This is a genomic window from Romboutsia lituseburensis DSM 797, assembly GCF_900103615.1.
Taxonomy (GTDB): Bacteria; Bacillota; Clostridia; order Peptostreptococcales; family Peptostreptococcaceae; genus Romboutsia_F; species Romboutsia_F lituseburensis.
The window spans coordinates 128,057-142,923 of sequence record NZ_FNGW01000005.1 but is presented as its reverse complement, the minus strand read 5'-3'; the positions used below and the strand labels follow the sequence as shown (position 1 = coordinate 142,923).

Genomic DNA, 14,867 nt, shown 5'->3' with positions numbered 1-14,867 from the left:
CATTTTAAGTTAATTATTACACATAATATCTATATTGTGAATAGGGTTAAGTATTAATACATATACAAAAAAAAATTAAATTATATATTATATAATTTCCTTTTCTAAGCAATATATTGTATAATATTAAGTTAGAGATTTAAAATTTAAAAGGGGCGATATTATGAAGTTTTGGAAGTTACATGGAATAGGTAATGATTTTATTGCAATTGACCAAAGATTTAATAATAATGACTTAAAATATTATTCTGACTTAGCTAAAAAGGTATGTCATAGGAGATTTTCAGTCGGAGCGGATGGCCTTTTAATAGTAAAAAAATCAGACAAAGCAGATATAAAAATGTTATATTATAATTCTGATGGATCTATAGCATCAATGTGTGGAAATGGTTTGAGATGTTTTGTTAAATTTGTTTATGACAATAATATAGTTGATAAAAATAATTTTTATGTAGAAACATTAGATGGAATTAAAAACATTAAAATCAACTTAAAAAATAATAAAATTGAAACAATAAAAGTAAACATGGGAAATGGAAAATTTTCATGTGAAGACATTCCTGTAATTTCAAAGAAACCAATATTTATAAAAGAGATACTAAATTTTGATGAGAAAAAATTTGAAATAAGTTCAATATTAATGGGAGTACCACATACAGTAATTTTCATAGATGAGATGAGTTTATGCGAAATAAAAAAATATGGAAGCTTAATAGAAAAGCATAATATTTTTCCTGAAGGAACAAATGTTAATTTTGTAAAAATACAAGATAAAAACAATATATTTGTTGATACTTGGGAAAGAGGTTGTGGGTATACTTTAGGATGTGGTACAGGTATGACAGCTTCAGCTATAATATCTAACTATCTAGGAAAAACTGATAAAAATGTAAATGTAACATCACAAGGTGGAAGTGTAAAAATAGATATAGAAGAGGATTTTGTTTATATGACAGGACCGTCTATAAAAATATGCGAAGGACTTTTGGAGGTATAATAAATATGGCTATAAGTATGACTGGCTTTGGTAGAGGCGAATATAAAAATGATAATTATAATTTTTTAGTTGAATGTAAAACTATAAATCATAAATACGCAGACATAAATATTCGTTTACCTAGAAAGATATCTTTTTTAGAAGATAAATCAAGAAACTTAATAAAAGACTATGTAAAAAGAGGAAGAGTAGACTTATATATAAAGTTAGAAGTATTAGGGAATGAAGATGTAAATCTAAAGTTTGATGAAGTATTAGCTAGTCAATATGTAGGAATACTAAAACAAATAAAAGATAAATTTGATCTAGTAGATGATATAAGTGTAATGAATGTTGCAAAATTCCCTGATGTAGTAAGAAGTGAAGAAAAAGAAGAAGATGAAGATCTTTTATGGTCTATGTTAAAGAGTGCTTTAGAAGAAGCTTTAATAAAATTAAAAGAAATGAGAAGTGAAGAAGGTAAAAAATTGGCAGAAGATGTTATAATGAGATGTGACCTTCTTAAAAATTATATTGAAGAAATTGAAAAATACTCATATAATGTTGTTATTGACTATAAAGAAAAATTAAACGTAAGAATAAGTGAAATACTAGAAAATCCAAGTTTAGTAGATGAAAATAGATTAGCACAGGAAGTTGCTATATATGCAGACAAGAGCAGTATAACAGAGGAAATAGTAAGATTTAAAAGTCATATAGAACAACTTAAAAACACTGTGGTTAAAAATGAATCAATAGGTAGAAAAATAGACTTTTTAATTCAAGAAATGAATAGAGAAACAAATACAATCGGTTCAAAATCGTCAGATTTAAATATAACAAACTTAGTAGTTGAAGTTAAGTCTGAATTAGAAAAAATAAGAGAACAAATCCAAAACATAGAATAATATTGAATATCAAAAACTATATAAATAGATTTCATTGATAAACACTTGTATATTGAGAAAGGAAGATAATAATGCTTAAGAGAAAAGGGCTATTATTAGTTGTATCAGGTCCATCAGGAGCTGGAAAGGGTACAATATGTAAAGAACTATTAAAACAAAATGATCAAATAAAATTATCTGTATCGGCAACTACTAGAAAACCAAGAAATGGTGAAGTTGATGGAGTTAATTATTTCTTCTTAGAAAAAGAAAAATTCCAAAGTATGATAAAAAATGGAGAATTCCTAGAGTATGCACAAATATATGATAACTTTTATGGAACTCCAAAAGCTGCTATAATAGAATGTCTAGAAAATGGGCAAGATGTAATATTAGAGATAGAAATGCAAGGAGCTAGACAAATAAAAGAAGTCTATCCAGAAGGTGTATTTATATTTGTATTACCGCCATCTTTAAATGAATTAAAAAATAGAATAGTTGGAAGAGGAACAGAAACAGAAGAAGAAATAGCTAAAAGATTTAGTTGTGCATTTGAAGAAATAAATCAAATTGTTAACTATGATTATTTTGTAGTAAATGAAGATGTATCAAAATCATCTAAAGAAGTTGAAAGTATAATATTATCTGAAAAAAATAAAGTTAGCAGATATAAAAATAATATAATAGCAAAATTCAAGGAGGAATTATAATATGTTAAAACCATCAATCAATGAAGTATTAGACAGAATAGACAACAGATACTATTTAGTTGGGACTGTTGCAAAGAGAGCAAGAGAAATAATAGACGGTTCAGAACTTTATATTTACAATAAAAAGCAAGAAACTAAGCCAGTTAGTTTAGCTACTCAAGAAGTTGCTGATGGAAAAATAACTTATAGATTATTAACTCAAGAAGAAATAGATGTAGAGGAAGCTAGACATCACGAAGAACAACAAAAAACTATAGAACAGGAGTAATTCTCATGCTTAAGGATAAGACTGTTGTAATAGGTGTAAGTGGTGGAATAGCTGTATACAAATGTTTAGATGTAATAAGTAGATTAAGAAAACTAGGTGTAAATGTTAATGTTATAATGACAAAGTCTGCAACAGAATTTGTAGCACCTTTATCGTTTCAATCATTAAGTCAAAACTATGTAGTTTGTGACATGTTTGAAGACCCTAAAACTTGGGATGTAGAACATATATCTTTAGCAAAGAAAGCAGATGTATTTTTAATAGCACCAGCAACTGCAAATGTAATAGGAAAAATAGCTAATGGTATAGCTGACGATATGCTTACAACAACAGTTATGGCTACTAAAGGAAAAGTATTAATAGCACCTGCTATGAATACTAACATGTATGAAAATCCTATTGTTCAAAGAAACATAAGTATATTAAAAGAATTAGGATATAATTTTGTTGAGCCTGAAAGTGGAAGATTAGCTTGCGGAGATACTGGAAAGGGTAAATTAGCAACTCCAGAAACTATAGTTAATGAAGTTGTAAATTTACTAACTCAAAATCAAGATTTAAAAGGTAACAATATAATAGTAACAGCAGGACCAACTATGGAGAGCATAGATCCAATGAGATTTATAAGTAATAGATCAACTGGGAAAATGGGATATTCCATAGCAGCTCAAGCTATAAAAAGAGGAGCTGAAGTTACTTTAATATCAGGGCCTACAAACTTAACACCACCACAAAATCTAAAAAAACTTATCAGAATTGAAAGTGCTGAAGATATGTACAATGCGGTACTTAATAATATGGATGAAAATCAAGTTATAATAAAAAGTGCAGCAGTAGCGGATTATAAGCCTAAAAACTATTCTGATAAAAAAATAAAAAAGACGGATGATGATTTATCTATTGAATTAGACAGAAATAAAGATATTGCATATGAAATAGGTAAAATAAAAAAAGATAAGATATTAGTTGGATTTGCAGCTGAAACTAATGACCTTACAGAAAATGCTAAAGGTAAAGTTCAAAAGAAAAATTTAGATTTTATAGTAGCAAATGATTTAACTAAAGAAGGTGCAGGCTTTGGCGTGGACACTAATATAGTTAAAATTATAGACAAAGAAGGTCATATAACAGAATATCCAAAAATGACTAAAGATGAAGTAGCAAATGTAATTTTAGATAAAGTCAATGAACTAATTAAAAAGTAAGCATCTATTAAAATAGATGCTTACTTTTTATTAAATCAAATAGTTAAAATCTTAATGAAGTTTATTTTAGAGTAATTCATAGTCAAATAGGAAATACTTCAAAATAAAGAATAAATCAGCTTTAAAAATCGAGGTTACGATAATGGATAGATATGCAAAAGTAGTAGTTAGAAGCAATACAGTGCATACAGATAACTTATTTACATATAAAGTTCCTGAATTTTTAATTGAAGAATTAAAAGAAGGGCATAGAGTTTTAGTTCCATTTGGAAGAGGAAATAAGCCAGTTGAAGCATTTGTATTTGAAATAATAAATTATTTAGAAGAGGATATAAAAACAAAAGAGATTGTTGATGTACTAGATGAGGAACCTATTTTTAGAAGTGAAGAACTAGATTTAGTAAAGTGGATGAAAAATAGATATTTATGTACATACATAGATTGTATAAATTTAATATATCCCAAAGGATATAAATTAAATAATTATAAAGTAGCAACAATAAGCGATGATTTAAAAAAATTAAATGATACTCAATTAAAAGAATTTATTATTAATTTAGATGAAAAGTATCAACAAGTTATTGAACTTATTGAAAAAAATAAAGGTAAAGTAAAAGTTGAAAAACTTAAATTTATTCCTAATATAAACAACATACTAGATAGAATGAATAAAAATAATATAATAAGTTTACATTGGGAGTATAAAGATCACAAAAATGAAAAAAAAGTTTGTTACTTGGCTTTAACTATGGAAGATGAAGAGATTGATGAATACGTAAAAGCAAATAAAATAAATCTAGGTAGCAAACAAAAAGAAATTATTAATTTTTTGAAATATAATAAAGATGTAGAAATAAATGATGCAATGGAAATTTTAAATGTATCTAAGAAAAGTATAACATCACTTCATGATAAAAAACTCATCACATTAAGGCTAGAAGATTATTATAGGAATCCTGAAAGTATATATACATCAAGCTACAAAGAAATAAATTTAAATGAAGAACAACGATATGCTATAAATAAAATAACTTCTGAAATGTTTGATGAAAACAAAAAACCGTATATGATACATGGTGTAACAGGTAGTGGAAAAACAGAAGTTTATATGGAAGTTATAGATTATGCATTAAATCAAGGCTTAGATAGTATTGTTCTAGTTCCTGAGATAGCACTTACACCTCAAACTATAGATAGGTTTAAAAATAGGTTTGGTGATATTGTTGGAGTATTTCATAGTCAGCTTTCAGAAGGACAAAAGCATGATGTTTACAAAGCTATAAAGGCCGGAAAAGTAAGGATTTTAATAGGTGCTAGATCAGCCTTATTTGCACCATTTAATAGTTTAGGTGTAATTATAATAGATGAGTTTCATGAAACATCATATAAGTCAGAAAAAAATCCTAAATTTAGTGCTATAGAAGTTGCAAAATATATGGCTTTAAAAAAGGATGTTTCATTAGTTTTAGGTTCGGCAACACCATCTATAGATGAATATTATAAAGCAAAACAAGATGAATATAAATTAATTGAAATTAAATCAAGAGCAAATAAAAAACCACTTCCAAAAATTGAAGTCGTAGATATGAAAAACGAACTAAATGTTGGAAATAAAAGTATATTTAGTTTTAGATTGCAACAGGAAATAAAAGAAGCGATTAAAAATAAAAATCAGGTAATACTATTTTTAAATAGAAGAGGATATGCAAGTTTTGTCTCTTGTAGAAAGTGTGGATATGTATTCCAGTGTGATAATTGTGATATTTCATTAACTTATCATAAACGAAATAATGTAGGTAGATGCCACTATTGTGGATATGAAAAAGAAATACCTAAGGAATGCCCTGATTGTGGTAGCACATATGTTAAGCCTTTTGGTGTAGGTACTCAAAAAATAGAAGAAGAGCTAAAAGATATTTTCGAAGATATAAAAGTACTTAGGATGGACAAGGATACAACATCTAAAAAAGGTAGCCTAGAAGAAATTTTAAATAAGTTTAAAAACCAAGAAGCTCAAGTATTGATAGGAACACAGATGCTAAGTAAGGGATTGGATTTTGAAAATGTAACTTTAGTAGGCATATTATCTGCAGATATGATATTAAATTTTCCAGATTTTAAAAGTTTTGAAACTACATTTCAATTAGTAACTCAAGTATCAGGAAGAGCCGGAAGGTCTGACAAAGAAGGAATTGTAATATTACAGACATATGACACTGATCATTATGCTATAAGAAGAGCTATTAATTATGACTATGAAGGATTTTTTGATGATGAGATAAAGATAAGAAAGGTATTTGGATATGCTCCTTTTAATAATATGATAAGTGTAGTTATAAGTGGAGCAAATGAAAATTTAGTAAAACAAAATGCTCAAAATATGTATGATTCAATTATTTATCTTTTACAAAATAGGGGTATAAATAACTTTGAATTTATATTAGGGCCAAATCCTTGCTCTATATCAAAAATTAATCAAAATTACAGATGGCAGATATTATTTAAAGATGATAATATTGAAATAAATTTATTAAAAGGTATAATAAAGTATATATGTATAACAAAAAGAGATGTTGTATTTAATAAGGATGTTAATGTATCAATAGATATTAACCCGAATAATGTATTATAAAATGTAGGAGGAGAACACAATGGCATTAAGAGAAATAGTTCAAATAGGAGAACCAGTATTAAGAAAGAAATCTAAAGTAGTAGAAAAAATAGATGATAAGTTAATACAATTATTAGATGATATGGCAGAAACAATGTATCAAGCAGATGGTGTAGGTCTTGCTGCACCACAAGTTGGAGTTTTAAAAAGGGTTGTAGTTATAGATATAGGAGATGGAATAATAGAACTTATAAACCCTGAAATAATAGAAACATCAGGAGAACAAATAGGAGATGAAGGATGTCTAAGTGTTTTAGGAGAATCTGGAGAAGTAAGAAGACCATATGTAGTTAAGGTTAGAGCGTTTAACAGAAAAGGACAATTATTTGAGATAGAAGGAGAAGAATTATTAGCTAGAGCTTTCTGTCATGAAATAGATCACTTAGAGGGTGTATTATTCGTAGATAAAATAGAAAAGTAATAGGAGCTGATTAAATGAAAATAGTATTTATGGGAACACCTGAAATAGCAACAGGGTGTTTACAAAAAATAATAGATGAAAAACATGAAATTTTAGGTGTAGTAACTCAGCCTGATAAACCACAAAACAGAGGTAAAAAATTAGGAATGCCTCCTGTAAAAGAGTTAGCATTAAAATATGATATACCAGTGTATCAACCTGTTAAGGCTAGAGACGAAAGTTTTGTGAATATATTAAAAGAGATAAATCCAGATGTTATAGTAGTTGTAGCTTTTGGACAAATACTTCCTAAAGAAATACTAGAGATACCTAAACTTGGATGTATAAATGTTCATGTTTCATTATTACCTAAATACAGAGGTGCAGCTCCTATAAATTGGGTAATAATAAATGGAGAATCAAAAACAGGTGTAACAACTATGTATATGGATGAAGGTTTAGATACTGGAGATATGATATTAAAAACAGAATTTGAACTTGATGATGAAATTACAGCTGGAGAATTACATGACAAAATGATGGTAATAGGAGCTCAAACTCTAAAAGAAACATTAGATTTAATAGAAAAAGGATGTGCTCCTAGAGAAAAGCAAAATCATGATGAGTTTTCTTATGCACCTATGATGAGTAAGTCATTGGGGAATATTGAGTGGAGCAAAAGTGCTAAGGAAATACATAATTTAGTAAGAGGTGTAAATCCATGGCCAAGTGCTTATACAATATATGACGACAAGACTATGAAGGTATGGAAGACTAAGGTATTAGAAGAAAAAACTGATAAATTACCAGGAACTATACTTAATGTAGATAAAGATGGTATAAGAGTAAGTACAAGCGATGGTATAATATTAATAGAAGAAATACAAATGCCGGGTAAAAAAAGAGTAGCGGTATCAGAATATATAAAAGGAAATAATATAGAAGCTAATATAGTTTTAGGTTAGGTGAAAATATGATAGATTCAAAAAAGTATATGGCAGCTATAAGTATACTTTTAGGGATACTTATAATTGGTGGTGCAGCTATTAATCTTTTCATATCTAATTTAACGCATTTATTTGCAGTGATTATTGACATCATAATAATTTTTATAGCTTTAGCTATAATATTTTCAATAATAGTTACAAATAAAGTAATTAAGGATAAAAAAGTAAGTTCATGGGCAATGAAAATTAATTTTAACATAGTAAGTGTTTTATTCCCGGTGATAACTTTAGTAGCTAACTTAATAGGAATATCTAAGAATGAAATTAGAAAGGTATATGTTAAGTTAAATAACCAATATATTTATAGTAATAAATATAATATAAAACCTGAAGATATACTTATACTTATTCCTCATTGCGTACAAAAAAACAGCTGTAAATTAAAGGTTACAAATGATATTAATAATTGTGCCAAATGTGGATTGTGTAATGTTGGAGAATTAGTTCAACTACAACATAAAACAAATGTAAAAGTTTTTGTTGCAACAGGTGGAACTTTAGCTAGAAAGATAATAATAGATAATAGACCTAAAGCTGTTATAGCAGTAGCCTGTGAAAGAGATTTAACTGCAGGTGTACAGGATGTAAAAAAAATACCTGTTTTAGGTGTATTTAATAAAAGACCAAATGGACCTTGTGTAGATACAAGTATAGATATAAAAGAAGTAGAAGAAGCAATAAATTTTTTCGTAGGAAATAAGAATAATTAATATTGCTTTATATTATATATAACTATATTAATAATACAAAAATTATATTATAATAAACTTTATATTATAAAGTTTATTTGGATAGGAGGGTGTTTATGTATTCACCATACTATGGATTTGGATTTGATCCAACACTTATAATATTATTACCTGCTATATTATTTACAATGTATGCTCAATTTAAGGTTACATCTACTACTAGTAGGTACTTTAGAGTGAATTCAAGTAGAGGATATACAGGTGAGCAAGTAGCTAGAAAAATACTAGATTCAAATGGATTATATAAAGTTTCAATAGAGATGGTAAGAGGTAGATTAAGTGACCATTATGATCCTAGAAGTAATGTAGTAAGATTATCTCAGGATGTGTATTACGGAACTTCAATAACTTCTATAGCTGTTGCAGCTCATGAATGTGGTCATGCTATTCAACATGCAAAAGGATATGCACCTCTTAATTTTAGAAGTGCACTAGTACCTGTTGTAAATTTTGCATCTAACATGTCTTGGTTTTTGATTTTTTTAGGATTTATGTTTAGAGGACCACTTTTACAGATAGGTATATTATTATTTGCTGTATCAGTATTATTCCAAATAGTAACATTACCAGTTGAATTTAATGCTTCAAATAGAGCAATAGTTCAAATGACTAATTTAGGTATTGTAGATGGGAAAGAAGCTGGTCAAAGCAGACAAGTACTTACAGCAGCAGCATTAACATATGTGGCAGCGGCACTTACTTCAGTACTTCAATTACTAAGATTATTAGCTATAGCTAATAGAGATAATGATTAGAAGAGATTGTCCTAGGGGTTTCTAGGACTTTTTCTGTGTAAAAAGATAAGGAGAAAAATAATGAAAGCAAGAGAAATAGCATTTAAGGTATTATGTGATATAGAAGATAATAACAACTATTCTAACATAGCAATCAATAAACATTTTAAAAATTTAGACATAGCTAATCAAGATAGAGGTCTTGCTACAGAATTAATATATGGAGTAATAGAAAATCAATATTATTTAGATTATATTATAAATAAACTTTCAAAGATAAAGACGCAAAAATTATCAACTTATGTTAAAATATTGCTGAGGATGGGAATTTATCAAATTGCATTTTTAGATAGTATATCAGAATATGCTGCAGTTAATGAAACTGTAAATTTAGTAAAAAAATATGATAAAAGATCATCAGGATTTGTTAATGCAATTTTAAGAAATGTGATTAGAAATAAAGATGAAGTATTAGATATAAATACAGGAAATGAAATAATGGATATAGCTACTAAGTACTCTTATAGCCCTTGGATAATAAAAGACTGGACTAAAAACTTTGGCAAAGAATTTACACAAGATTTACTTGAAGCAAATAGTGAAAAACCAAATCTTTATTTAAGAGTAAATACAATCAAAATAAGTAGAGATGAACTTATAAATAGACTTCAAGAGCAAGGCATAAAGGCATCTAAAGTAAATACAATAGAGGAAGCTATAAAAGTTGAAAATCTTAAAAATATAGAAAATAATGAGTTATTTAAGCAAGGTTTATTTACTATTCAAGATATAAGTTCAATGGTAGTTGGAAAAGTAATGAATCCAAAAGAAAATTCTATGGTTTTAGATGTTTGTAGTGCCCCAGGTGGAAAAACTACCCATATGGCAACCTTAATGAATAATACTGGAAAAGTTGTAGCTAGAGATGTATTTGAACATAAGTTAAAACTTATAAATGATACAGTAAATAGATTAGGTTTAGCTAATGTTGATGTTGAAAATTTTGATGCATCTCAGATAGACACAGAGAGTTTAGATAAATTTGACTATGTACTTACAGATGTTCCATGTTCTGGATTAGGGATTATAAGAAGAAAGCCTGAGATAAAGTACAAAGAAAAAGCAGATTTAAAAGATTTACCTAAAATACAATATACTATATTAGAAAATGCTTCAAAATATGTTAAAATAGGTGGAACACTAATTTATAGTACATGCACAATTCAAGATAAAGAAAATATAGAAGTAATAGAAAAGTTTATAAATGAATATGATAATTTTGAATTAGTACCAATAAATGAAATAAATATTGATTTAGATAACCAAGATAAAGGTTATTTAAAGATTTATCCTAATATCCATGGTATGGATGGATTCTTTATATCAAAATTAAGAAGAGTAAGGTAGTGATAATATGAATCAAAATAAGGTAGCATTAAAAAACTTTACAGAAGCAGAACTTAAAGAATTTATGAAGACTATTGGTGAAAAACCATTTAGAGGTAGTCAAATTTATTCATGGATTTATAGAGGTGCTAAAACTTTTGACGATATGAATAATATACCAAAAAATTTAAGAGAAAAGTTGGATGAAGTATCTTATATTGGGAACATAGAAATAGAATTAAAATTAGAATCAAAAGTAGATAAAACTAAAAAGTATTTATTTTTATTAAATGATGGTAATATAATAGAGACTGTAATGATGGATTATGAAGATAGAGTTACAGTTTGTATATCTAATCAAGTTGGATGTAGAATGGGATGCAAGTTTTGTGCATCAACCTTAGATGGATTAATAAGAAACTTAGAACCATGGGAAATTTTAGATCAAGTATTAAAAATACAAGAAGATACAGGCAAAAGAGTATCTAATCTTGTTTTGATGGGAAGTGGAGAACCTCTAGATAATTTTGAAAATACTAAGCAGTTTTTAAGAGTTGTTAATGATAAAAATGGACTAAATATTGGATATAGACATATAACTTTATCAACATGTGGAATAGCAAATAAAATGAGGGAATTAGCTGATTTAGAGATACCTATAAACTTAGCACTATCTCTACATTCACCTTACGATGATAAAAGAAAAGAAATTATGCCTATAGCTAATGCATATCCGATAGAAGATATACTAGATGCATGTAAGTATTATATTAGAAAAACCAATAGAAGAGTAACATTTGAATACTCTTTAATAAGAGGTGTCAATGACTCGGAAAAAGAAGCTATGAAACTTGTAAGCTTATTAAAAGGAATTTTATGTCATGTAAATTTAATTCCTATAAATAATGTAGAGGAAAGAGATTTTGAAAGACCAGATAAATCTCATATATACAAGTTTAGAGATATACTAGAAAAAAATAATATACCAGCTACAGTTAGAATATCCATGGGATCTGATATAGGTGGAGCTTGTGGACAACTAAGAAGAAAACATAAGTAGCTTAAGGGGGAAGTCGTATGATTTATAGTTGTGCCTCCGATATAGGAAAAGTTAGAAAAAATAACGAAGACTACTGTAAGGGGGAAATTGTACAAACAGATTTTGGTTCTATCGGAATATTTGCTTTAGCTGATGGAATGGGTGGTCATAAAAAAGGTGAAGTAGCAAGTAAGTTAGCGGTAGAAAATATAATATGTTTTTTAAAAGAGAATTTATTGCAACATAACAACATAAAAATAGATTATGTAGACGATATAATAAAACAAGCTTACAACAATGTTAATTCTATTATTTATGAGAAATCTAAAAGTAGTGAAGAATTTGAAGGCATGGGAACTACATTGACAACTGCTATATTATATAAAAATAATTTATATGTAGCGAATGTGGGAGATAGTAGATGTTATTTATTAAGCAGATATGAGTTTTCTAAAGTAACGATAGACCATTCTGTAGTAGAAGAACTTGTACGAGCTCATATTATAACAGAAGAAGAAGCAAAGAACCATCCAAGGAGAAATCATATAACTAGAGCTATGGGAACAGATGAGATGGTAATTGTTGATATATTTAAGTATAAAATAGATAAAGGTGATAAAGTTCTTTTAGCAAGCGATGGATTAACAGGATTTGTAGATGATAAAACTATAAAAGAAATAGTAGAGAAAAGAGAATCTGTAGAATTATTAGCTCAAGAATTAATAGATGAAGCTAATGATATAGCTGGAAAAGATAATATTTCGGTTATTTTAGTAGAAGATAAGTAGGATGGTGATAAAGTGGGAGAGACTGTTTTAGGAAATAGATATGAAATCATCAGAAAAATTGGTGATGGAGGTATGGCTTTTGTATATGAAGCTAAGGATAGGTTATTAAACAGAACTGTAGCAGTTAAAGTTTTAAGACCTGAATTTGTAGATGATGAAGAATTCTTAAGCAAATTTAAAAGGGAAGCAGAAGCTGTTGCCAGCCTCTCGCACCCTAACATTGTTAATGTATATGATGTAGGTGAAGATGGAAGAGTACATTATATAGTTATGGAATTTATAGATGGCCAAAATCTAAAAGAAATAATACAAAATGAAGGAACTTTAGATGAGTATACTGCTTTAGACATAGCTAAACAAATAGCTATGGCTCTTAGTGCAGCTCATAAAAAAGGCATTGTTCATAGAGATATAAAGCCTCATAATATTCTTATATCAAATGAAGGAAGAATAGTTAAGGTTGCAGACTTTGGTATAGCAAAAGCTGTCTCGAATTCTACTATGACTAATATAGGAAGTATAATAGGTTCAGTACATTATTTTTCTCCTGAACAAGCAAAAGGGAAGTATGTAACTAGCAATGCAGACCTTTATTCTTTAGGTATAGTGTTATATGAAATGTTAATTGGAAAAGTACCGTTTAGAGGTGATAGTCCTATATCAATAGCACTTCAGCATATAAATGATGAAATTGAATTTACTCAGGATGAAAAAATAAATATACCACAAAGTGTAAGAACTATAATTAAAAAGCTAACTGAAAAGTCTACAGTTAATAGATATCAAAGTGCAGAAGAATTAATAGAGGATATTGAGTATATTGAAAAAAATATAGATTTAGATTTTATAAAAGAATATGATAATTATGCTACTCAAAAGATAGATGAAAAAGATTTAAATAAATCTATGAAAATGAGTCCTCCATTACAAGACTTTGATGAAGACGAGTATGAAGATGAATATGAAGATGATGAATACTCTGAAGAATTAGAAGAAAAACCTAGATTCAAAAAGGATAAAAAGAAAAATAAGAAAAATAAGCAGCGTAAAGAAGATAGCCCTTTAGCTAAAAAACTTCTAGTAGTAGCTGCAGTTGTTTTAGTGTTGATATTAGGAACACAAGTTTATTTAGCAACTAAATTTGCAGGTCAATATTTATTTGGAAAAAGTTCTGAACAACAGCAGACTGTTACTGTTCCAGATGTTTCAAACGAATATTTAGATGACGCTCAAAAGAAATTATCAGATTTAAATTTAAAGGTTGAGATAAGAGAAGAATATAATGCAGATGTAAAAGAAAATTGCGTAATATATCAAACTCCTAAAGCTGGTACAGAGTTACAAGAAGGAGACACAGTAACTATATACCTAAGTAAAGGTGCAAAAGAAGGTGTAATACCAAATATAGTGGGCATGATTCTTGGAGAAGCTGAGAATATCCTTAAAGAAAATAAATTAAAACTTGGTAATATAAAACAAGAGTATAGCGATACTTTTAAGCAGGGTGTAGTTATAAGTCAAAGTCCAAAATCAGGATCAGGAAGTGTTGAAGAAGGCGATAAGATTGATGTAGTTATAAGTAAAGGTCCGAAGCCAGTTGAAACTCCAAAGCCAGAAGAGGACAAGAAAGAAGAAGTAACTCCTACTCCAGAGACTCCAACATTACCTACAAATCCTGGTGGAAATGATAATGGATCAAATAATAATGGATCAGGAAATAATAATGGTTCACACAATAATGGTGGATCAGGAAATAATACTGGAGGATCAGGTAGTAATAACGGTTCAGGAAGCAATAATGGATCAAATAATGGCGGATCTACAGGTGGAAGTACAGAAGAAGGTGGCAATGAAAATACAGGTGGAGGAAGTACAGTAACTCCTCATCCCCCTGCAACTGATGGTTCAGAAACAGAGTAAATGAAATTAAACAGTAAAGAAGTCTAACTAAATAGTTAGGCTTTTTTTACGATTAATCATAAATTTATTATAATTATGATTAATTATAAACTTATTATGATATTATAGTAAAATAGGATACAATAGA

Annotated in this window: 14 protein-coding genes; all 14 read left to right on the top strand. The window is 28.2% G+C overall.

The genetic code is table 11. The features are described 5' to 3' along the window. Positions 1-163 precede the first annotated feature (163 nt). The 14 genes from dapF (at position 164) to pknB (ending at position 14,740) form a co-directional block, all read left to right on the top strand. Positions 164-997, top strand: a complete 834-nt coding sequence (dapF, locus tag BLP75_RS11275) for a diaminopimelate epimerase (protein ID WP_092726147.1) — start codon at positions 164-166, stop codon at positions 995-997. 5 nt (positions 998-1,002) lie between these two features. Then, positions 1,003-1,884, top strand: a complete 882-nt coding sequence (locus BLP75_RS11270) for a YicC/YloC family endoribonuclease (protein ID WP_092726145.1) — start codon at positions 1,003-1,005, stop codon at positions 1,882-1,884. Between the two features lie 71 nt (positions 1,885-1,955). Next, positions 1,956-2,573 carry a guanylate kinase gene (gmk, locus tag BLP75_RS11265; RefSeq protein WP_092726144.1) on the top strand — a complete coding sequence of 206 codons (618 nt, stop codon included), beginning with the start codon at positions 1,956-1,958 and terminating at the stop codon, positions 2,571-2,573. Position 2,574: 1 nt separating this feature from the next. Beyond that, complete coding sequence (gene rpoZ / locus BLP75_RS11260) at positions 2,575-2,841, top strand: DNA-directed RNA polymerase subunit omega (protein ID WP_092726142.1); 267 nt, start codon at positions 2,575-2,577, stop codon at positions 2,839-2,841. Between the two features lie 5 nt (positions 2,842-2,846). Then, positions 2,847-4,046, top strand: a complete 1,200-nt coding sequence (gene coaBC, locus BLP75_RS11255) for a bifunctional phosphopantothenoylcysteine decarboxylase/phosphopantothenate--cysteine ligase CoaBC (RefSeq protein ID WP_092726141.1) — start codon at positions 2,847-2,849, stop codon at positions 4,044-4,046. Between the two features lie 142 nt (positions 4,047-4,188). After that, the gene (gene priA, locus BLP75_RS11250) at positions 4,189-6,678 is read left to right on the top strand and encodes a primosomal protein N' (RefSeq protein ID WP_092726140.1); all 2,490 of its coding nucleotides are present in this window, start codon (positions 4,189-4,191) and stop codon (positions 6,676-6,678) included. Positions 6,679-6,697: 19 nt separating this feature from the next. Next, entirely contained in the window at positions 6,698-7,138 is a 441-nt protein-coding gene (gene def / locus BLP75_RS11245; RefSeq protein WP_092726138.1) for a peptide deformylase, read from the top strand. Positions 7,139-7,152: 14 nt separating this feature from the next. Beyond that, entirely contained in the window at positions 7,153-8,082 is a 930-nt protein-coding gene (gene fmt / locus BLP75_RS11240; RefSeq protein WP_092726136.1) for a methionyl-tRNA formyltransferase, read from the top strand. A gap of 8 nt (positions 8,083-8,090) precedes the next feature. Further along, on the top strand, positions 8,091-8,834 hold the full coding sequence (locus BLP75_RS11235; RefSeq protein WP_092726134.1) for a DUF116 domain-containing protein: 744 nt from the start codon (positions 8,091-8,093) through the stop codon (positions 8,832-8,834). A gap of 95 nt (positions 8,835-8,929) precedes the next feature. Further along, entirely contained in the window at positions 8,930-9,628 is a 699-nt protein-coding gene (locus tag BLP75_RS11230; protein ID WP_092726133.1) for a zinc metallopeptidase, read from the top strand. A gap of 60 nt (positions 9,629-9,688) precedes the next feature. Then, the gene (gene rsmB / locus BLP75_RS11225) at positions 9,689-11,014 is read left to right on the top strand and encodes a 16S rRNA (cytosine(967)-C(5))-methyltransferase RsmB (RefSeq protein ID WP_092726132.1); all 1,326 of its coding nucleotides are present in this window, start codon (positions 9,689-9,691) and stop codon (positions 11,012-11,014) included. A gap of 7 nt (positions 11,015-11,021) precedes the next feature. Then, a complete protein-coding gene (rlmN, locus tag BLP75_RS11220) occupies positions 11,022-12,053 on the top strand; it encodes a dual-specificity RNA methyltransferase RlmN (protein WP_092726130.1) in 1,032 nt (343 codons plus the stop codon). Positions 12,054-12,070: 17 nt separating this feature from the next. After that, positions 12,071-12,820 carry a Stp1/IreP family PP2C-type Ser/Thr phosphatase gene (locus tag BLP75_RS11215; RefSeq protein WP_092726129.1) on the top strand — a complete coding sequence of 250 codons (750 nt, stop codon included), beginning with the start codon at positions 12,071-12,073 and terminating at the stop codon, positions 12,818-12,820. A 12-nt stretch (positions 12,821-12,832) separates the two neighbouring features. After that, complete coding sequence (gene pknB, locus BLP75_RS11210; protein ID WP_092726128.1) at positions 12,833-14,740, top strand: Stk1 family PASTA domain-containing Ser/Thr kinase; 1,908 nt, start codon at positions 12,833-12,835, stop codon at positions 14,738-14,740. Positions 14,741-14,867 lie beyond the last annotated feature (127 nt).

Excerpts from the sequence above, each read along its gene's own strand:
- dapF (WP_092726147.1), top strand. The coding sequence starts at position 164 with ATGAAGTTTTGGAAGTTACATGGAATAGGTAATGATTTTATTGCAATT.
- BLP75_RS11270 (WP_092726145.1), top strand. The coding sequence starts at position 1,003 with ATGGCTATAAGTATGACTGGCTTTGGTAGAGGCGAATATAAAAATGAT.
- gmk (WP_092726144.1), top strand. The coding sequence starts at position 1,956 with ATGCTTAAGAGAAAAGGGCTATTATTAGTTGTATCAGGTCCATCAGGA.
- rpoZ (WP_092726142.1), top strand. The coding sequence starts at position 2,575 with ATGTTAAAACCATCAATCAATGAAGTATTAGACAGAATAGACAACAGA.
- coaBC (WP_092726141.1), top strand. The coding sequence starts at position 2,847 with ATGCTTAAGGATAAGACTGTTGTAATAGGTGTAAGTGGTGGAATAGCT.
- priA (WP_092726140.1), top strand. The coding sequence starts at position 4,189 with ATGGATAGATATGCAAAAGTAGTAGTTAGAAGCAATACAGTGCATACA.
- def (WP_092726138.1), top strand. The coding sequence starts at position 6,698 with ATGGCATTAAGAGAAATAGTTCAAATAGGAGAACCAGTATTAAGAAAG.
- fmt (WP_092726136.1), top strand. The coding sequence starts at position 7,153 with ATGAAAATAGTATTTATGGGAACACCTGAAATAGCAACAGGGTGTTTA.
- BLP75_RS11235 (WP_092726134.1), top strand. The coding sequence starts at position 8,091 with ATGATAGATTCAAAAAAGTATATGGCAGCTATAAGTATACTTTTAGGG.
- BLP75_RS11230 (WP_092726133.1), top strand. The coding sequence starts at position 8,930 with ATGTATTCACCATACTATGGATTTGGATTTGATCCAACACTTATAATA.
- rsmB (WP_092726132.1), top strand. The coding sequence starts at position 9,689 with ATGAAAGCAAGAGAAATAGCATTTAAGGTATTATGTGATATAGAAGAT.
- rlmN (WP_092726130.1), top strand. The coding sequence starts at position 11,022 with ATGAATCAAAATAAGGTAGCATTAAAAAACTTTACAGAAGCAGAACTT.
- BLP75_RS11215 (WP_092726129.1), top strand. The coding sequence starts at position 12,071 with ATGATTTATAGTTGTGCCTCCGATATAGGAAAAGTTAGAAAAAATAAC.